Raw genomic sequence first — 18360 nt, forward strand, 5'->3', positions numbered from 1 at the left:
ACGAGAATACATTGTGACCGCTTTTTCTACCCTGACTGTTTTACCTGCCGCCCAATTAGCCAACCTTAACGAGCTGGGTTATCTGTCGATGACGCCGGTTCAGGCCGCCGCCCTGCCGGCGATCCTCGCGGGGAAAGATGTGCGCGTGCAGGCAAAAACCGGCAGCGGAAAAACGGCCGCCTTCGGGCTGGGTCTGCTGCAGCATATCGATCCGTCGCGCTTTGAGACCCAGTCGCTGGTGCTGTGTCCGACCCGCGAACTGGCCGATCAGGTTGCCGGCGAGCTGCGCCGTCTGGCGCGCTGCCTGCCGAACATCAAGATTTTGATGCTCTGCGGCGGGCAGCCGTTTGGCGCCCAGCGCGATTCACTGCAGCACGCCCCGCATATTATCGTCGCCACTCCGGGCCGTCTGCTCGATCATCTGCAGAAGGGGACGGTCTCTCTCGACGTGCTGCAGACCCTGGTGATGGATGAAGCGGACCGCATGCTCGACATGGGCTTCAGCGACGCCATCGACGAGGTGATCCGCTTCGCGCCGGCTGACCGGCAGACGCTGCTGTTTTCCGCCACCTGGCCTGCGGCAATCGCGGCGATCAGCGGCCGGGTGCAGCGTCATCCGGAAACGATTGAGATTGACAGCGTCGATGCGTTACCGGCTATCGAACAGCAGTTCTTTGAAGTTTCCCGCCACGGCAAGATTGCGCTGCTCCAGCGTCTGCTCAGCCAGCATCAGCCGGCGTCCTGCGTGGTGTTCTGCAATACCAAGCGCGATTGCCAGGCGGTCTGCGATGCGCTCAACGCCGCCGGGCAGAGCGCATTATCGCTGCACGGTGACCTCGAGCAGCGCGACCGCGATCAAACGCTGGTGCGCTTCGCGAACGGCAGCGTCCGGGTTCTGGTGGCGACCGATGTCGCTGCCCGCGGCCTGGACATCAAATCTCTCGCGCTGGTGGTGAACTTCGAGCTGGCCTGGGATCCGGAGGTGCATGTTCACCGCATCGGCCGCACCGCCCGCGCCGGCGAACAAGGCCTGGCTATCAGCTTCTGCGCGCCGGAAGAGGCGCAGCGCGCCACCATTCTGGCCGACATGCTGCAATTATCCCTTAACTGGCTGCCGGCGCCGACGGGCAACGCTATCACGCCGCTGACGGCGGAGATGGCGACGCTGTGCATCGACGGCGGAAAAAAGGCGAAAATGCGCCCGGGGGATGTGCTGGGAGCGTTGACCGGAGATATGGGGTTTGATGGCGCCGATATCGGCAAAATTACCGTCCACCCGGCCCACGTCTATGTGGCGATCCGCCAGAATATGGCGCAGAAAGCGTATAAGCAGTTACAAAACGGTAAGATCAAAGGCAAAGCCTGCCGCGTACGACTGCTGAAGTAAGGGCAGAATAGCGCGTCTCAGGCGGCGGCCTGAGACGCTTTCGGGTTACTTGACTTCCACTACGTTCAGACGCAGCTCATCTAACCGGGCGTCCTCTTCCTCCGGCTGCCAGCCGGCAGGCTGCAGGGGAATCTCTTCCCGGTCAAACGCCAGATCGCCGCCGTCCACCACCTCAGAACCGTGGGTGATGCCTTTAAAATCAAACAGATTAACGTCGCTCAGGTGCGAAGGCACCACGTTCTGCATCGCGCTAAACATGGTTTCAATGCGTCCCGGATAACGCTTATCCCAGTCGCGAAGCATATCGGCGATCACCTGGCGCTGCAGGTTAGGCTGCGAACCGCACAGGTTGCAAGGAATGATCGGGAAGCCCTTGGCCTGGGAGAAGCGCTCGATGTCCTTTTCACGGCAGTAGGCCAGCGGGCGGATGACGATGTGTTTGCCGTCGTCGCTCATCAGCTTCGGTGGCATTCCTTTCATTTTGCCGCCGTAGAACATATTCAGGAACAGCGTCTGCAGGATGTCGTCTCGATGATGGCCGAGGGCAATCTTGGTGGCGCCAAGTTCGGTGGCGGTACGGTAGAGAATGCCGCGACGCAGGCGAGAGCACAGCGAGCAGGTGGTTTTCCCTTCCGGGATCTTCTCTTTGACGATGCCGTAGGTGTTCTCTTCAACAATCTTATATTCAACGCCCAGCTGCTCAAGATACGCCGGCAGAATATGCTCCGGGAACCCAGGCTGTTTCTGGTCGAGATTCACCGCCACCAGCGAGAAGGAGATGGGCGCGCTTTTCTGCAGGTTACGCAGGATCTCCAGCATGGTATAGCTGTCCTTGCCGCCTGACAGACAAACCATAATGCGGTCGCCCTCTTCAATCATATTGAAGTCGGCGATCGCCTCACCGACGTTGCGGCGCAGACGTTTCTGCAGCTTATCGATGTTGTATTTTTCTTTTTTACTAATTTCTTGATTTTGCAGCATGTAATAGTGGCTCAATTCATAGTGTGGCATCAGAAGAGCACGCGTTGTGCCAGCCGCTGGACAACGTGGCGCTGGCGCGTAGCAATTAATGAGGTCTGACAGACAACCGTGGCGTGTATGGTACGGATTCAGGGGCGGAATGTCAGCATCTTTCCGGCACTTTCCGCTGCGGGCAGGCAAGCTGGTGGAGCAGAAGTAAAAATAAACAGCCCGCCGGGCGGCGGGCTGTGGCGCTAGCGGACGACCAGCACCGAGCACTCGGCGTGGCGGACCACCGCGGCGGCGTTGGAGCCCAGCAGATAGGTGGTGATATCCGGCCGGTGCGAAGCGATGATCACCAGGTCGGCGGGTAGCGACCTGGCGAGGGCCAGGATCTTATCTTTTGGCGATCCTTCGGCAACGTGAAAATGTTTCCGATCTTCCGGGATAGAGAACTGTTTCGCGAGTTCTTTAAGCTGCGTTTCCGTTCCTTCACGCAGCTCATCCATACCAGGCAGTTCGGCGGTATAGGCCATTCCCAGTGAGGCATAATAAGGCAGGGAAGGGATAACGGAGAGGAAATGGACCTCAGCGTCGTCAATCCGCGCTTCCGATTCAACGTGACTGATAATGCGTTCAGTAAATTCTTTATCAGAGATATCGATGGGGACAAGAATCATTCTGCTCATAAAACCTCCTGTTTAAGTATCCCCTCATATTGTACGGCATTATGGCACGTTTTGTATCATGACCGCAGTCACACTTTGACATTAACGTGACTTGTGTTCGGGAAATTTTCCCTTTATCACGCCGTCATAAAAGCGACCTTTTGACACCACCTGTAAAAAGTCACGAAAAATACGCGGTGGAACGCCGGTATATTGCAACGGCGGCTGGTGATAAAAACAAATTTCCAGCGTGGCGGAGGCGTCATCATAGGCGACAGAGATAATTCGGGAAGATTTTACCGGGTGATGATGCATGATGGACGTCCTCGGGCAGGCACTGACTGAGCACGACTATATCACTAAACGGACGCTTATTTTAAGCGGTGGGATATATTGTTTTGTTTTAGCTGCTGCGATGCAGAGAGAGAAAGCCCGCCGGAACCGGCGGGCTGGCGCATCAGAACTGGTAAACCAGGCCCAACGCGACGATGTTGTCGGTAGAGATACCGTTGTCTTTGTAGAAGCTGTCGTTGTCATCCAGCAGATTGATTTTGTAATCAACGTAGGTGGACATATTACGGTTGAAGTAATAGGTGGCGCCGACGTCCATATATTTGACCAGATCTTTATCGGCGTAGCTGCCGGTATTATAGAGATCTTTGCCTTTGGACTGCAGATAGGAGATAGCCGGACGCAGACCAAAGTCGAACTGATACTGAGCGGTGACTTCGAAGTTTTGCGTTTTGTTGGCCACGCCGTCGTTGCCGTAAGGGGTCATGTTGCGGGTTTCAGAGTACATGGTCGCCAGGTAGATATTGTTGGCGTCGTACTTGAGGCCAGCGGTCCAGGCTTCAGCTTTATCGCCACGGGCGTTGGTCTGGGTCATCTGGTCGTTGGTACGGTCAGATGAGGTGTAGGCCGCTGCCGCGCTGATGCCCATGCCGAAGTTATAGGAGGTGGAAAGACCGAAACCGTCGCCGTTGTCAAAGCGAACATCGCTGTCGCTGCTGCGGTTGTTGGTGCCGACGTTGATGTCCTGGGCGTTCTGGCCTTCGTTTTTACCCTGATACTGCAGGGCGAAGTTCAGACCGTCTACCAGACCGAAGAAGTCGCTGTTACGGTAGGTCGCGACGCCGTTGGCGCGGCCTGCCATAAAGTTATCCGCATAGGTGTAAGAGTCGCCGCCGAACTCCGGCAGCATATCGGTCCAGCCTTCGACGTCGTACAGCACGCCGTAGTTACGACCGTAGTCGAAGGAACCGTAATCGCCCACTTTGATACCGGCGAAGGCCAGACGGGTCCACGCCTGATCGCCGGCGCTTTCGGTATTGTTGGCCTGAACGTTGTATTCCCACTGGCCGTAACCGGTGAGCATATCGTTGATCTGGGTTTCGCCTTTAAAGCCAAAGCGAACGTAAGTTTGGTCGCCGTCTTTTTTCGAGTCGCTGGAGAAATAGTGCAGACCGTCTACCTTGCCATAGACATCTAATTTTTTTCCGTCTTTATTATAAATTTCCGCCGCATGTGCGGCGCCAGCGGCTAATAAAGCCGGAATAACGAGGGCCAGTACTTTTCTTTTCATGAAGAAATTCCTTTAACTGTTTTTATGTTTTAGCTTCCGGGAAGGAAGTGAACTCATGCTAAAGGAGCGGTCTGAGATATGGTAAGACTCAATTGTTACGATATAAGTAAAATCTAAATAAAATAATACTGAAGTAATGGTGATAATTATGATGAATACATCTTCAACTAATATACAAAATAAAAATTATACATATTCAGTTTGATCACGTATTATTCGAGCGTTATATGCCTTTATTGTCATGCCAAGCATTTTTATTTGCCGTCGCATTCTGCGGAATGATTTTGTTATCGGTAAAACGACAAGCCCGAACTTCATGTTCGGGCTTTTTTATGGCTGCGGGATGGAAAATAACCTTAGCTCTCGCTCGGTGATTTCTCCGCTTTGCCAGCCAGCTGGGCGAGGAAGTCGTAGCGCTTCTGCAGGTCGGCGGCAGCATCTTTCCACAGCTGCTCCGCCACTTCCGGCTGCTGCGCATTCAGGCGACGGAAGCGTTGCTCATTGAGCAGCGTCTCAGCCAGGGCGTCTGACGGTGGGCGAGAGTCGAGCGCCAGCGGGATCTTGCCTTCTTCCGCCCGACGTGGGTCGAAGCGGTAGAGCGGCCAGAAGCCGGTGGCGGTCAGCTGACGCATTTGATCGTGGCTGAGCGCCAGATCGTAGCCATGCTCTTCGCAAGGACTGTAGGCGATGATCAGCGACGGCCCCGGATAGGCTTCCGCTTCCTGAATCGCTTTCACCGTCTGGTTCAGCTGCGCGCCCAGCGAAATCTGCGCCACATAGACATGACCATACATCATCATGCTGACGCCAAGATCTTTGCGTGCCTTGCGTTTACCGTGCTCGCCAAACTTAGTGACCGCCCCCAGCGGGGTGGCTTTTGACGCCTGGCCGCCGGTGTTGGAGTAACACTGGGTATCCAGCACCAGAATGTTGACGTTTTCCGTCAGGCTCAGCACATGATCCAGGCCGCCGAAGCCGATATCGTAGGCCCAGCCGTCGCCGCCGATCAGCCAGACGGATTTCTCCACCAGCGAGTCGGCATCGGTCAGCAGCTCTTCAGCGCCTTGCACGCCGGTCAGCGCCTGGCGCAGGGCCGCCACCTGTTCACGGCGCGCTTCCGGCGTCGCCTCGGCATGCAGCGCCGCGTTCAGCTCTGCCGGCAGCTGATCGGCGAATTCGCTCAGCAGGCGCATCACGCGCTGGCGATGTTGATCGACGGTTAAGCGGAAGCCGAGCCCGAATTCAGCGTTATCCTCAAACAGCGAGTTGGCCCACGCCGGGCCGCGGCCGTTGGCGTCGGTCGTGTACGGGGTCGAGGGCAGGTTGCCGCCGTAAATGGATGAGCAGCCGGTGGCATTGGCAATCAGCATCCGGTCGCCATACAACTGGGTCAGCAGTTTGATATACGGCGTTTCGCCACAGCCGGAGCAGGCGCCGGAGTATTCAAACAGCGGGCTGATCAGCTGCGAAGTGCGGATATCAATACGCTCCAGTTTGCTGCGGTCGATTTCCGGCAGGTTGAGGAAGTAATCGTAATTCACTTTCTCCTCTTCCACATGCTCCAGGCGGGACATCATATTGATGGCCTTGATCTCCGGATTCTGGCGATCTTTTGCCGGGCACACTTCCACGCACAGGTTGCAGCCGGTGCAGTCTTCCGGGGCGACCTGCAGTACGTATTTCTGCCCGCGCATATCGCGGGACTTGACGTCCAGCGAGTGCAGACTGGCAGGGGCGTTCTCCATCTCTTCCGGTGCGACCACTTTGGCGCGGATCGCCGAGTGCGGGCAGGCGGCGACGCAGTGGTTGCACTGGGTACATAGCGCTTCCTTCCAGATGGGGATCTCTTCGGCGATGTTGCGTTTCTCCCAGCGCGTGGTGCCCATGGGCCAGGTGCCGTCCGGCGGCAGGGCGGAGACCGGCAGCGCATCGCCGAGACCGGCCAGCATCGCGGCGGTGACCGTTTTGACGAAATCCGGCGCGGCGTCGGAGACCACCGGCGGGCGGTTCGGACTGTTGGCATTCACCGGCTGCAGCGGCACTTCCGCCAGCGATTCGCGGGCCAGGGCCAGCGCCTGCCAGTTGCGTTCCACCAGCTCCTGGCCTTTGCTGCTGTAGCTTTTGGCGATGGCCGCCTGCAGTTCCGCCAGCGCGCTGTCGCCAGGCAGGATGTGAGTCAGATGGAAGAACGCCATCTGCATCACGGTATTAATGCGCGCCCCGAGGCTACATTCGCGGGCGATCTTCGCCGCGTTGACCACGTAAAAACGCGCTTTTTTCTGATTCAGAGTGGCCTGTACTTCCTGCGGCAGGCGGGACCAGACTTCATCGGCGCTGTACGGCGTGTTGAGCAGGAAAATGCCGCCGGGCTTCAGCCGCTCGGCCATCTGGTATTTATCGATAAACTGCAGCTGGTGGCAGCCAACGAAATCGGCCTGCGAAATCAGATACGAAGAACGAATCGGCTTTTCGCTGACCCGCAGATGGGAGACGGTCAGGCCGCCCGCCTTCTTCGAGTCATAGACAAAGTACCCCTGGGAGAACCACGGGGTGGAATTGCCGATGATTTTGATATTGTTTTTGGTGGCCGACACGCTGCCGTCGCTGCCGAGGCCGTAGAACAGCGCTTCGAGCTTGGCCTCTGATGGCAGAGTATTTTCGCCCAGCGGCAGCGACAGGTTGGTCACGTCGTCATAGATGCCGACGGTAAAGCGCGGCTTCGGCTGGGCGGCCTGCAGCTCATGGAATATCGCCAGCACGCATTCCGGACCGAACTCCTTGGAAGAGAGACCGTAGCGGCCGCCGATGGTCCGCGGCAGCGTCTCGCGCTCGCCGCGGTTAAAGGCTTCCGCCAGGGCGGTCATCACGTCGAGATACAGTGGCTCCGCGTGCGCGCCAGGTTCTTTGGTGCGATCCAGCACCGCCACCGCCCGGGCGCTCTCCGGCAGCGCTGCCAGCAGGTGGGCGGTGGAGAATGGGCGATAGAGGCGCACTTTCAGGACGCCGACTTTCTCGCCGCGGCTCAGCAGTTCATCGACCACCTCTTCGCAGGTGCCGATGGCCGAGCCCATAATGACGATCACGCGTTCCGCCTGCGGATGGCCGTAAAACTCAAACGGTTTGTACTGGCGGCCGGTGGCGGCGGCGAAGTCATCCATCGCTTTCTCGACATGATCATAAACCGCGTCGTACCACGGGTTGGTGGCCTCCCGCGACTGGAAGTAGGTGTCAGGGTTAGCGGAGGTCCCGCGGATCACCGGGTGTTCCGGATTGAGCGCGCGCTGGCGATGCTCAGCGATTTTCTCCTGCGGCAGCAGGGCGCGAATCGTGTCATCCGCCAGCGGGGCGATTTTGTTGATTTCGTGCGAAGTGCGGAAACCATCAAAGAAATGAATAAACGGCACCCGGCTTTGCAGGGTGGCGATATGTGAGATCAGCGCGAAATCCTGCGCTTCCTGAACGCTGCTGGCGCACAGCATGGCGCACCCGGTCTGACGGACCGCCATCACATCGGAATGGTCGCCGAAGATCGACAGCGCGTGGGTGGCGACAGTGCGGGCGGCGACGTGCAGGACAAACGGCATCAGCTGGCCGGCCAGTTTGTACAGCGTGGGGATCATCAGCAGCAGGCCCTGCGATGAGGTAAAGGACGTGGAGAGGGCGCCAGTCTGCAGCGCGCCATGTACGGCGCCAATGGCGCCTGCCTCCGACTGCATTTCGACCACGCGGGGCACATCGCCCCAGACGTTTTTCAGCCCATTGCCGGCCCAGGCGTCAGCCTGTTCCGCCATCGTTGAACTGGGCGTGATCGGGTAGATGGCGATAACTTCACTGGTGCGAAACGCGACGGAAGCGACCGCGCCATTACCATCAATCGTAATCATATGAAGACACCCTTACATTGCGCAAAAGAATGGACGCGTGAAACCGCGACGCGCCCTGTAATTATATAAGAGCTAGTTTAGCAAACCGTTGGCGCCGCCATTTTTGCATTTGTGTCCTCAATACGACGGCTACCCGTGACCAGATCAATATTTTGCGCGGTTCGCGGAGAAAGTAGCTTTTCTGGACATGAAGGCGAGCCATCGCCCGGTGACTATCCCGGTGCAGATCAACCTTTACGCAGAAATTTGCTAGAAAATGTTAATGAGACGCATAAATACGTACTTCCCCTCTCGACGCCGCGCGCCACGCTGCCTATTATTCTTGGGTTTGCTTTTTAAGACGTTTCCGAGGGGAGAGAAAATGCGAGCTGCGATGTTAGTGGGGTGTGCGGCGCTGTTGCTGTCGGCGTGCAGTAGTGAACCCGTTCAGCAGGCCACGGCGGCGCACGTCACGCCAGGAATGCGGGCGGCGATGAGCGACGCCGGTCAGGCCAACTGCGCCATGATAGGCGGCTCGTTATCGGTGGCTCGTCAGCTCGATGGTTCAGCGATTGGCATGTGCGCGCTGCCGAACGGTAAACGCTGCAGCGAGCAGGCGCTGGCGGGCGGAAGCTGCGGCTATTAATGGCAGCCCCGCAGCGGGCTCAAAACGCCGGCTAGTGCATCAGGTCGGCGAGCTTATAGACCAGCGTCTGGTCGGCGGTCGCCAGCGTCAACTGGTTTTCCGTCAGATCGACCTGCGCGCCCTCGCGCAGCATCTTACCAATGGTCGCATCAAGGGTATTAAGCTGGGCATCGTGGCACAGCATCCGGGTCATCGCCAGCGATTTGACCTTCAGCTCGCCGTCCGACACCTTACCTTCCCCGCTGAAGCCGTTGCACATATTGCCCGAAACATACATATTGCCGGTAATAGCCATCTTCTCGCCGAAGCTCAGCTCCAGCGGCCGGTCGCCAGCGTTTACCGCCTGGCCGTTGACGCTGGTCAGCACGAAACGATGATGCTGTAGCTGTTCCGCGCCGGTGGACACCTTACTGTTATAGACACAGCCGGACAGCAGCAACCCTGCCGCCAGTAATGCCGCAAATTTATTCATTTTCACTCCAAAACATTCACATTACTAATAAAACAAAGCCAGTGTAACGGTATCGCAGCGGGGATCTGTGGGGATTATCTGAATGTGCTCCCCCCGGGGAGAGGAGCACAAAAGGGAAAGGAATCAGACGATAGCGTTCGGGCAGGTTTCACCGTTGGCGACCTGCTGCAGATTGCCCAGGGTGGTCTCCGAAATGCTGATCAGCGCCTCGGCGGTGAGGAACGCCTGATGGCCGGTGAACAGCACGTTGTGGCAGGCGGAGAGACGACGGAAGACGTCATCCTGGATCACGTCGTTGGATTTGTCTTCGAAGAACAGATCGCGTTCGTTCTCATAAACGTCCAGCCCCAGCGCGCCAATTTTTTGGTGCTTCAGGGCATCGATGGCCGCCTGGGAGTCGATCAGCGCGCCGCGGCTGGTGTTAATCACCATCACTCCGTCCTTCATCTGATCGAAAGCCCCGCGATTGAGCAGATGGTAGTTTTCGTCGGTCAGCGGGCAGTGCAGGGAGATCACGTCCGACTCCTTGTACAGCGTGGCGAGGTCGACATATTCCACCCCCAACTCCAGCGCGGCGGCGCTTGGGTACGGGTCGAACGCCAGCAGACGCATGCCAAAACCTTTGAGGATCCGCAGCATCGCCACGCCAATTTTCCCGGTGCCAATCACCCCGGCGGTTTTGCCATACATGGTGAAACCGGTGAGGCCTTCCAGGGAGAAATTAGCATCACGGGTACGCTGGTAGGCGCGGTGGATGCGGCGGTTAAGCGACATCATCATGCCGATCGCATGCTCAGCCACCGCTTCCGGCGAGTAGGCCGGGACGCGCACGACGCGCAGGCCAAGCTCTTTCGCCGCCTCGAGGTCGACGTTGTTAAACCCGGCGCAGCGCAGGGCGATATACTTCACGCCGTGGGCCTTCAGCTCCTCCAGCACCGGACGGCTGCCGTCGTCATTGACGAAGATACATACCGCTTCGCAACCGTTGGCGGTTTTGGCGGTTTTCTCTGTCAGCAGGAAGTCGAAGAATTCCAGTTCAAAGCCGTAGGTATCATTCACGTGCTGCAGGTACTTTTTATCGTACTGCTTCGTACTGTAAACCGCGATTTTCATAAGACTTTTCTCCAGTGATTATAACGTCACGGTAGTATATTTAAAATAATCGTACAATTATTAAAAAATAGTTTAAATGGCAGGTGCTTATCCTAATTCTAGAGCATATCGCGGATTTGAGGAATCTCTTTGAAAGACAAAGTTTTTTTACCACAAACTCAGGCTTAACGCGCCGGGGGAGAGCAGCAGAAACGGCCACAGCAGACCGGAGCTGACGTTAGCCAGCTGAAACGACCACAGCGGCAGGCCGCTGGCGCCGCTGACCAGGGGCAGGGTGGCGCGCAGGGGAGAGAGAAAGCGGCTGAAAAAGACCGCCCACAGCCCGCGGCGCTGAAAAAAGAGTCGGCTGCGGGCCAGCCGCTCGGCGGTCAGCCAGCGTAACTGCGTAAGGCGGTGACGATAGCGAACGCCCAACCACCACGAGAGCCAGAATCCGCCGATGGCGCCGAGGCTGGCGCTGGACCACATTAGCAGGAAATGACCGAGGCTGGCGGAAGCGAATGTCCCCAGCAGCAGCAGGCCGGAGGTGCCCGGGATGGCCAGCGACACCAGCGCGCAGGATTTAGTGAAAGTGAGCAAGAAAACCATCAGTAATACCAATGGATAGTGGCCCTGTGCGCTCTCAATGAGCGAGATAATTAACGACACCGTCTCTCCCGCAAGCAATACCTATCTTTCTGGAGTGTGGCAGGGGGTGCTTAAACAAAAGTTAAATGGTGACGGCCGATCGCCGCGCCGCGATACCGGCTGGCAACTATGCTTTAACAGGTCGCAAACTTTCACTCACTGGTCGAACGTGTCACAATGGGCGCCTTTCGGCTTTTACTTATGTTGAATCAGGATATTAACTGCCCATGAAGGGTAAATATAAAGCCGCCATCGCGCTGGTGTTAGCGCTGGTGTTACTGCCGCTAACCCTGCTGTTGACGCTGACCCACTGGGTGCCGACGCTGGCGGGCATCTGGCTGCCCGTGGGCACTCATATCGCTATGCAGGAGAGCCCGCGTCTTACGCGTTCCGCCCTGCTGATCCCCGATCTGCGCTATCTGGTGGGCGAGTGTGAACTCGCCAGGGTGACCGATGCCCGTCTCTCGCGCCCCAGCCGCTGGCGGCTGCATATTGGCCAACTTGACATCAACAGCGCCTGCCTGAGCAAACTGCCGGCCAGCGATCCCACGCCCGGATCGCCGCGCACCCTTGCCGAATGGCAATCGATGCTGCCCTACAGCTGGTTAACTATTGATAACCTGCGGCTGTCGCCGTGGGAAAAATGGCAGGGGCGGCTGGTGATGTCACTGACCCCAGCGCAGCAGGATATCGGCTTTGCCGGTAACGATTTGAGCCTGCAGGCGCGCTTGCGCGGCCAGGCGCTTACCGTCAGCCAGTTCAGCGCCCGGCTGGCTGACGATCAGCCGCCGGTGAAGCTGGTGGGGACCTTCCATCTGCCGCTGGTGCCGGATGGCCTGCCGGTCGATGGCCAGATGCAGGGCACCTTCGAATTCCCGCAGACTGCGGAATGGATCGATGCCGAGCTGACGTGGCAGCATAATCGCGGCCAGCTGCTGGTCACCCCACGCGGCGAGGTGGAGCCCATTCTCGACCTGCCGTGGGAGATCACTCCGGAGCGGATCACCATCAGCGACGGCCGCTGGCGCACCCGCTACGAGGCGTATCCGCTGAGCGGCCGCGTGGCGCTGTCGGTGGGTAACTGGCAGCAGGGCACGGAACAGATGATCGTCAGCGGTCGCTTGAATGTTCTCACCGAGGGGCATGCCGGAAAAGGCAACGCGGTGCTGAATATCGGCCCGGGCAAGCTGAGCATGGATAACAGCGACCTGCCGCTGCGACTCACCGGCGAGGCCAAGCTGGGGGAGATGATCTTTTACGCCGCGCTGCCGGCCCAGCTCAGCGGGTCGCTGGTCAGCCCGCAGCTGGCGTTTTACCCCGGGGCGCTGCTGCGGTCGCGCGGGCGGGTGATCGACGCGCTGAACATTGACGAAATTCGCTGGCCGCTGGCCGGGGTAAAGGTCACGCAGCAGGGCGTCGATGGCCGCCTGCAGGCGATCCTCCGCGCCCATGAGCAGCAGATGGGCGACTTTACGTTGCATCTGGACGGTCTGGCGAACGATTTTCTGCCCGACAGCGGCCGCTGGCAGTGGCGCTACTGGGGCGAGGGGCATTTCACGCCTATGCAGGCGCGCTGGGATGTGAAGGGCAGCGGTGAGTGGCGGGACAATGCCATTACGCTGAGCAGCCTCTCCACTGGCTTCGACAAGCTCGAGTACGGCACGATGCGGGTCAGCACGCCGCGTCTGACCCTCGAGCAGCCGATCCGCTGGCTGCGCGATGCTGAGCATCCGCGGCTGACCGGCGCGCTGTCGCTGGATGCGGCAAAAACTACCTTCACCGGCGGCAGCTATCTTCCGGCATCGACGCTGAAATTCGCCCTCGACGGCCGGGACCCGACGTGGTTCCAGTTCACCGGCGCGCTGCACGCCGATACCATTGGCCCGGTGCGGTTGACCGGGCGCTGGGATGGCGAACGGCTGCGCGGCCAGGCGTGGTGGCCAAAACAGTCGCTGACGGTATTCCAGCCGTTGGTGCCGCCGGACTGGAAGATGAACCTGCGCGAAGGCAGTCTTTATGCGCAGGTGGCCTTCTCGGCGGCAGCCGGGCAGGGATTTGAGGCAGGCGGCCATGGCGTCCTGAAGGGCGGCAGCGCCTGGATGCCGGATAACCAGATCAACGGCGTCGACTTCGTCCTGCCGTTCCGCTTCAGCGACGGCCACTGGCAGCTGGGCACCCGCCGTCCGGTCTCCTTACGCATTGGCGAAATCGTCAACCAGGTCACCGCGCGCAACCTGACGGCGGACCTGCAGGGCACCTGGCCGTGGAGCGAGGCCAATCCATTGCAGCTTAGCGACGTCAGCGTCGACCTGTTAGGCGGCAAGCTGACCCTGCTGCAGCTGCGCATGCCGCAGCGCGACCCGGCGCTGATCCGTCTGCAGCACATCTCCAGCAGCGAACTGACCAGCGCGGTCAAGGTGAAGCAGTTCGCCATGTCCGGGGCGGTGAGCGGCGCGCTGCCGTTGTGGCTGGAGAACAATCAATGGATTATCCACGACGGCTGGCTGCGCAATGACGGACCGATGACCCTGCGGCTGGATAAAGACACCGCCGATGCGCTGGTGGCGGACAACGTCTCCGCCGGGGCGGCGATCAACTGGCTGCGCTATATGGAGATCTCCCGTTCATCGACGCAGATTAACCTGAACAATCTGGGCGTGCTGACGCTTAAGGCCGCCATCAACGGCACCAGCCGGGTGGACGGGAAAAGCAGTACCGTGCATTTAAACTACGCTCATGAGGAGAATATTTTCGATCTGTGGCGCAGTTTACGCTTTGGCGACAATTTACAGGCGTGGCTTGAGCAGAATGCCACGCTGCCCGTGCGGCGCTGTACGGACGGTAAGACATGTAAGGAACCTAAATGAAGAAGCTGTTACTGGCCATAGTGGCGTCGATGCTGCTCGCCGGCTGTACGCCGCGTATCGAAATTGCGGCGTCGAAAGAGCCCATTACCATCAATATGAATGTCAAAATTGAGCATGAGATCCATATCAAGGTCGATAAGGATGTGGAAAACCTGCTGAAATCCCGCAGCGATTTGTTCTGAGGCGACGATGAGAAAACGACTGTTAACCGCGGCGCTGGCGCTAACTCTGCTCAGCGCGCCCGCGCTGGCGTTAACCCTGAGCGAAGCGCGCCAGCAGGGGCGGGTGGGGGAGACGCTGAACGGCTATCTGGCGCCGCTGCGTCAGGATAAAGAGACGCTGGCGCTGGTGAAACAGATCAACGCCGCGCGCAGTGAAAGCTACCAGCAGCTGGCGGATGACAACAATCTGCCGGTGGATGAGGTAGCGAAAATGGCCGGACAGAAGCTGGTGGCCCGCGCTCAACCCGGCGAGTACGTTCAGGGGCTAAACGGCCAGTGGCTGCGCAAATAATTAGCGGCAGCGCTTGCGGTATTCGCCCGGCGAGACGCCAAAGCGCTGCTTAAAGGCGGTGGAGAAATGGCTATGGTCGCTGAAGCCCCAGCGGTAGCCGATCCCCGCCAGCTTTTCGTCATCGTGGACGTCCTGTAACGCCCGGGCGCACAGATCCAGCCGCCGGTTCTTAATATACTGCGCCACCACCAGCCCTTTGTCGGCAAACAGCCGATAGAGGCTGCGTACCGACATTCCCATCTCGCTGGCCAGCCACTCCGGCCGCAGATGCTCCGACTGAATGGATGCGTCGATTAACGCTATTATCTTCTGAAACTGCTTGTCCCGCCGGGACGGGGTCGGCTCACGCTGGCGCAGCACCGGGCGCAACAGGCAGGCGATCGCCTCCAGCGCCGCTTCACTTTCGCTGGCGGAGAGCGCCGTGCCGCCCATACTCTCCAGCAGCAGTCGCTGGCTGAGCTGCACCATCGGCAGAGACTTATCCAGCCGGCAGGCGGTAACTATCTCGCCCGTCGGCGCCACCCGCTGGCGCGGCAGCAGCAGCGAAGCCTGACGCGAGGTCTGCTGCCAGACGATAGAGCACGGGCGGGCGGCATCGATCAACGTGATATCCCCCGCCGCCAGGGTCACCTGGCGATCGTCCTGTTCGATCACCGCTTCGCCGGCGAGCTGAAACACGGTATAGAACCAGGCGTCGTTATCGCGTTTTATCTCATTGCGCGTGCGGTAGAGATTGACGCCGGCGGCGGTGACCGTGCTGACCTTGAGGCTGCCGGCGTAGCGGGCGTCAATCTCGCCGTGAAAGCGGCCCTCCAGCGGCCGGGCGGCGAAATGGCCGCAGACCTGATTGATCGTCGCCAGCCAGCGCTGGTACGCCAGCCCCCCCTCAGCCGTGGTCATCATTCGCCGTTCTCCTGTAATAATAATGTTTCTGCATTGTTGCATTTATGCCGCCTCAGGCAAGGGCGCGATGGCGGGTATATGAAAGAACTATTACCTGCGGCACATTTCTGTCAGGGCAGGCGACGGAATTGCGGCGACTGTCACAGCGGCGCAAACGAATGTCACAGAGAAAAAAGCGCCAGCCGCCAACCGGACATAGACTGAAAGCACTATCCGCGAAGAATAAGGAAAGGGTATGTCCACCTCTCAGATAGCGCTGCTTGCCAGCGTCCAGCAGTTTTTAGACCGTCAGCATGGCCTGTATATCGACGGCGCCCCCTGCGCCGCGCAGAGCGAAAACCGGTTAACCGTCTGGGATCCGGCCACCGGGCAGGCAATCGCCACCACCGCCGACGCCAGCCCGGCGGATGTTGACCGGGCGGTGATGTCCGCCTGGCGTGCCTTCGTCGACCGCCGCTGGGCCGGGCGCACCCCGGCCGACCGCGAGCGCATCCTGCTGCGCTTTGCCGATCTGGTGGAGCAGCACGGCGAGGAGCTGGCGCAGCTGGAAACCCTTGAACAGGGTAAATCCATCGCCATCTCCCGCGCCTTCGAGGTCGGCTGCACCCTGAACTGGATGCGTTACACCGCCGGGCTGACCACCAAAATCAGCGGCCGGACGCTGGACGTCTCGATCCCGTTCCCGCAAGTGGCGCGTTATCAGGCGTGGACCAAAAAAGAGCCGGTGGGGGTAGTGGCGGGCATCGTTCCGTGGAATTTCCCGCTGATGATCGGTATGTGGAAGGTGATACCGGCGCTGGCGGCGGGTTGTTCGATCGTCATTAAACCCTCAGAAACCACCCCGCTGACCCTGCTGCGGGTGGCGGAGCTGGCGACCCAGGCGGGCATTCCTGACGGGGTGTTCAACGTGGTCACCGGCAGCGGTGCCGGCTGCGGCGCGGCGCTGACCGCCCATCCGCAGGTGGCGAAGGTGAGCTTTACCGGCTCGACGGCCACCGGGAAACAGATTGCGCGGGTGGCCGCCGACCGCCTGACCCGCGTGACGCTGGAGCTGGGCGGCAAGAACCCAGCGATTGTGCTTAAAGACGCCGATCCCCAGTGGGTCATTGAGGGGCTGATGACCGGCAGCTTCCTTAACCAGGGGCAGGTCTGCGCCGCCAGCTCGCGGATCTACATTGAAGCGCCGCTGTTTGACACCCTGGTCAGCGGCTTCGAGCAGGCGGTGAAATCCCTGCAGGTAGGGCCGGGAATGCTGGAGACGGCGCAGATCAACCCGGTGGTCTCCCGGGCCCACTGCGACAAGGTGGCGGCCTACCTTGAAGAGGCCCGACAGCAGAAGGCGGAGCTTATCAGCGGCAGCGCCGGACCGGATGCGGGGGGGTACTATATTCCGCCGACGCTGGTGGTTAACCCGGACGCCGGACTGCGCCTCACCCGCGAGGAGGTGTTTGGCCCGGTGGTGAACCTGGTGCGGGTGGCCGACGGCGAGGAGGCGCTGCGCCTGGCCAATGACAGCGATTTTGGCCTGACCGCCAGCGTCTGGACCCGCGACCTGACCCAGGCTCTCAACTATACCGATCGCCTGCAGGCCGGGACGGTATGGGTCAACAGTCATACCCTGATTGACGCCAACCTGCCGTTCGGCGGCATGAAGCAGTCCGGCACCGGTCGCGATTTCGGCCCGGACTGGCTCGACGGCTGGTGCGAAACCAAATCGGTCTGCGTGCGTTACTAGCCATCCGTCGGGGAAGGCGCATCGCTTTTCCCGACGTCCCGCTTGCCGACCTCCGCTCTTTCTCGCTACTGTGAAGGGCAATCTTTGCCCGCGCAGGGCGGAGAATGATGAGGAGGTCTTCGGCATGACTGCATTTCCTGAAGTTGCACTAATTGGTCCCGGCGCCATCGGCACCACGATCGCCGCCGCCCTGTTTGCGGTGGGGAGGACGCCGGTGGTTTGCGGGCGCACTGCCCATTCGTCGCTGGTGCTGCGCACTGATGAGGGTGAGATCGTGGTGCCCGGCCCGGTGCTCACCGACCCGACGGCGATAGCCGCCCCCTTCGACCTGGTGTTTGTCGCGGTGAAGGCCACCCAGACGGAGGCCATCGCCCCGTGGCTGGCGGCCCTGTGTTCGCCAGACACCGTGGTGTGCGTGCTGCAAAACGGCGTCGAGCAGCGCCAGCAGTTTGCCCCTTTGACCGGCGGCGCGACGGTGCTGCCGTCGGTGGTCTGGTTTCCGGCGCAGCGCGACGCCGATGCTTCGGTCTGGCTGCGCGCCGCGCCGCGCCTGACGCTGCCGGATCTGCCGGGGGCGGAGCGGGTGCAGCAGGCGCTGGCGGGAACCCACTGCGCGGTGGAGCTGGCGGCGGATTTTACCAGCGTCGCCTGGCGTAAACTGCTGCAGAACGCCGTCGCCGGACTGATGGTGCTGACCGGACGACGCGCCGGGATGTTCGCCCGGGAGGAGATCACCGCCCTCGGACTGGCCTATCTGCGCGAATGCCTGCAGGTGGCGCGGGCGGAAGGGGCCGTCCTGAGCGACAGCGTGCCGGAGGAGATCATCGCCGGCTTTCATCGGGCGCCTGCCGACTTAAGCACCTCTATTCTGATCGATCGCCTGCATGGCCGACCGCTGGAGTGGGATATTCGTAACGGGGTGGTACAGCGTCGCGGGCGTCAACACGGCATACCGACGCCGCTCAGCGATATCATCGTGCCGCTGCTGGCGGCGGCCAGCGACGGCCCGGGCTGACCCGGGCTG

General features: G+C 60.0%; 16 protein-coding genes. 7 read left to right on the top strand and 9 right to left on the bottom strand.

Annotated features, from left to right (window positions below):
- Positions 1-13 precede the first annotated feature (13 nt).
- Positions 14-1387, top strand: coding sequence for an ATP-dependent RNA helicase DbpA (gene dbpA / locus ACQUTI_RS00140; RefSeq protein WP_064150175.1), 1374 nt, complete (start codon positions 14-16; stop codon positions 1385-1387).
- Between the two features lie 45 nt (positions 1388-1432).
- Here dbpA and ttcA read toward each other — a convergent pair whose 3' ends face one another.
- The 5 genes from ttcA to nifJ form a co-directional block, all read right to left on the bottom strand.
- Positions 1433-2368: a tRNA 2-thiocytidine(32) synthetase TtcA gene (ttcA, locus tag ACQUTI_RS00145; RefSeq protein WP_008805150.1), complete on the bottom strand. Its 936-nt coding sequence runs from the start codon at positions 2366-2368 to the stop codon at positions 1433-1435.
- A 233-nt stretch (positions 2369-2601) separates the two neighbouring features.
- Positions 2602-3036: a universal stress protein UspF gene (gene uspF, locus ACQUTI_RS00150; RefSeq protein WP_023289426.1), complete on the bottom strand. Its 435-nt coding sequence runs from the start codon at positions 3034-3036 to the stop codon at positions 2602-2604.
- 81 nt (positions 3037-3117) lie between these two features.
- Positions 3118-3330 (bottom strand): KTSC domain-containing protein, encoded by a 213-nt coding sequence (locus ACQUTI_RS00155; protein ID WP_004203998.1) that lies wholly within the window; start codon positions 3328-3330, stop codon positions 3118-3120.
- A 142-nt stretch (positions 3331-3472) separates the two neighbouring features.
- Positions 3473-4597 (bottom strand): porin OmpK37, encoded by a 1125-nt coding sequence (gene ompK37, locus ACQUTI_RS00160; protein ID WP_428923159.1) that lies wholly within the window; start codon positions 4595-4597, stop codon positions 3473-3475.
- 356 nt (positions 4598-4953) lie between these two features.
- A complete protein-coding gene (nifJ, locus tag ACQUTI_RS00165; RefSeq protein ID WP_428923160.1) occupies positions 4954-8481 on the bottom strand; it encodes a pyruvate:ferredoxin (flavodoxin) oxidoreductase in 3528 nt (1175 codons plus the stop codon).
- 361 nt (positions 8482-8842) lie between these two features.
- On the opposite strand from nifJ, the gene ACQUTI_RS00170 reads away from it, so the two are divergent.
- Complete coding sequence (locus ACQUTI_RS00170) at positions 8843-9106, top strand: putative hemolysin (protein WP_004140155.1); 264 nt, start codon at positions 8843-8845, stop codon at positions 9104-9106.
- A gap of 31 nt (positions 9107-9137) precedes the next feature.
- Here ACQUTI_RS00170 and hslJ read toward each other — a convergent pair whose 3' ends face one another.
- The 3 genes from hslJ to ACQUTI_RS00185 all read right to left on the bottom strand — a co-directional run bounded on the left by hslJ (position 9138) and on the right by ACQUTI_RS00185 (position 11339).
- Entirely contained in the window at positions 9138-9578 is a 441-nt protein-coding gene (gene hslJ / locus ACQUTI_RS00175) for a heat shock protein HslJ (RefSeq protein WP_004204013.1), read from the bottom strand.
- A 123-nt stretch (positions 9579-9701) separates the two neighbouring features.
- Entirely contained in the window at positions 9702-10691 is a 990-nt protein-coding gene (locus ACQUTI_RS00180) for a 2-hydroxyacid dehydrogenase (protein WP_004204014.1), read from the bottom strand.
- Between the two features lie 147 nt (positions 10692-10838).
- Positions 10839-11339, bottom strand: coding sequence for a DedA family protein (locus tag ACQUTI_RS00185; protein ID WP_004204015.1), 501 nt, complete (start codon positions 11337-11339; stop codon positions 10839-10841).
- 206 nt (positions 11340-11545) lie between these two features.
- On the opposite strand from ACQUTI_RS00185, the gene ACQUTI_RS00190 reads away from it, so the two are divergent.
- The 3 genes from ACQUTI_RS00190 to ACQUTI_RS00200 are packed head-to-tail and all read left to right on the top strand — an operon-like array spanning position 11546 to position 14698.
- The gene (locus ACQUTI_RS00190) at positions 11546-14185 is read left to right on the top strand and encodes a YdbH family protein (protein WP_428923161.1); all 2640 of its coding nucleotides are present in this window, start codon (positions 11546-11548) and stop codon (positions 14183-14185) included.
- The gene (locus tag ACQUTI_RS00195) at positions 14182-14367 is read left to right on the top strand and encodes a YnbE family lipoprotein (protein ID WP_004204017.1); all 186 of its coding nucleotides are present in this window, start codon (positions 14182-14184) and stop codon (positions 14365-14367) included. Before ACQUTI_RS00190 ends, ACQUTI_RS00195 begins: the two co-directional genes overlap by 4 nt.
- Positions 14368-14374: 7 nt before the next feature.
- Positions 14375-14698: a YdbL family protein gene (locus ACQUTI_RS00200; protein WP_004204018.1), complete on the top strand. Its 324-nt coding sequence runs from the start codon at positions 14375-14377 to the stop codon at positions 14696-14698.
- On the opposite strand, the gene feaR is transcribed toward ACQUTI_RS00200, so the two are convergent.
- Positions 14699-15601 carry a transcriptional regulator FeaR gene (feaR, locus tag ACQUTI_RS00205; protein WP_032455921.1) on the bottom strand — a complete coding sequence of 301 codons (903 nt, stop codon included), beginning with the start codon at positions 15599-15601 and terminating at the stop codon, positions 14699-14701.
- A gap of 235 nt (positions 15602-15836) precedes the next feature.
- Between feaR and ACQUTI_RS00210 the strand changes: the two genes are divergently transcribed.
- The gene (locus tag ACQUTI_RS00210) at positions 15837-17336 is read left to right on the top strand and encodes an aldehyde dehydrogenase family protein (RefSeq protein ID WP_428923162.1); all 1500 of its coding nucleotides are present in this window, start codon (positions 15837-15839) and stop codon (positions 17334-17336) included.
- A 124-nt stretch (positions 17337-17460) separates the two neighbouring features.
- Positions 17461-18351, top strand: a complete 891-nt coding sequence (locus ACQUTI_RS00215; RefSeq protein ID WP_064177900.1) for an oxidoreductase — start codon at positions 17461-17463, stop codon at positions 18349-18351.
- Positions 18352-18360 lie beyond the last annotated feature (9 nt).

It is taken from the genome of Klebsiella sp. 7-CIP_Kleb., from assembly GCF_050378655.1.
GTDB classification, from domain to species: domain Bacteria; phylum Pseudomonadota; class Gammaproteobacteria; order Enterobacterales; family Enterobacteriaceae; genus Klebsiella; species Klebsiella quasipneumoniae.

Coding starts and splice junctions, on each gene's coding strand:
- ttcA (WP_008805150.1), bottom strand. CDS start 2,368: ATGCTGCAAAATCAAGAAATTAGTAAAAAAGAAAAATACAACATCGAT.
- uspF (WP_023289426.1), bottom strand. CDS start 3,036: ATGAGCAGAATGATTCTTGTCCCCATCGATATCTCTGATAAAGAATTT.
- ACQUTI_RS00155 (WP_004203998.1), bottom strand. CDS start 3,330: ATGCATCATCACCCGGTAAAATCTTCCCGAATTATCTCTGTCGCCTAT.
- ompK37 (WP_428923159.1), bottom strand. CDS start 4,597: ATGAAAAGAAAAGTACTGGCCCTCGTTATTCCGGCTTTATTAGCCGCT.
- nifJ (WP_428923160.1), bottom strand. CDS start 8,481: ATGATTACGATTGATGGTAATGGCGCGGTCGCTTCCGTCGCGTTTCGC.
- ACQUTI_RS00170 (WP_004140155.1), top strand. CDS start 8,843: ATGCGAGCTGCGATGTTAGTGGGGTGTGCGGCGCTGTTGCTGTCGGCG.
- hslJ (WP_004204013.1), bottom strand. CDS start 9,578: ATGAATAAATTTGCGGCATTACTGGCGGCAGGGTTGCTGCTGTCCGGC.
- ACQUTI_RS00180 (WP_004204014.1), bottom strand. CDS start 10,691: ATGAAAATCGCGGTTTACAGTACGAAGCAGTACGATAAAAAGTACCTG.
- ACQUTI_RS00190 (WP_428923161.1), top strand. CDS start 11,546: ATGAAGGGTAAATATAAAGCCGCCATCGCGCTGGTGTTAGCGCTGGTG.
- ACQUTI_RS00195 (WP_004204017.1), top strand. CDS start 14,182: ATGAAGAAGCTGTTACTGGCCATAGTGGCGTCGATGCTGCTCGCCGGC.
- ACQUTI_RS00200 (WP_004204018.1), top strand. CDS start 14,375: ATGAGAAAACGACTGTTAACCGCGGCGCTGGCGCTAACTCTGCTCAGC.
- feaR (WP_032455921.1), bottom strand. CDS start 15,601: ATGATGACCACGGCTGAGGGGGGGCTGGCGTACCAGCGCTGGCTGGCG.
- ACQUTI_RS00210 (WP_428923162.1), top strand. CDS start 15,837: ATGTCCACCTCTCAGATAGCGCTGCTTGCCAGCGTCCAGCAGTTTTTA.
- ACQUTI_RS00215 (WP_064177900.1), top strand. CDS start 17,461: ATGACTGCATTTCCTGAAGTTGCACTAATTGGTCCCGGCGCCATCGGC.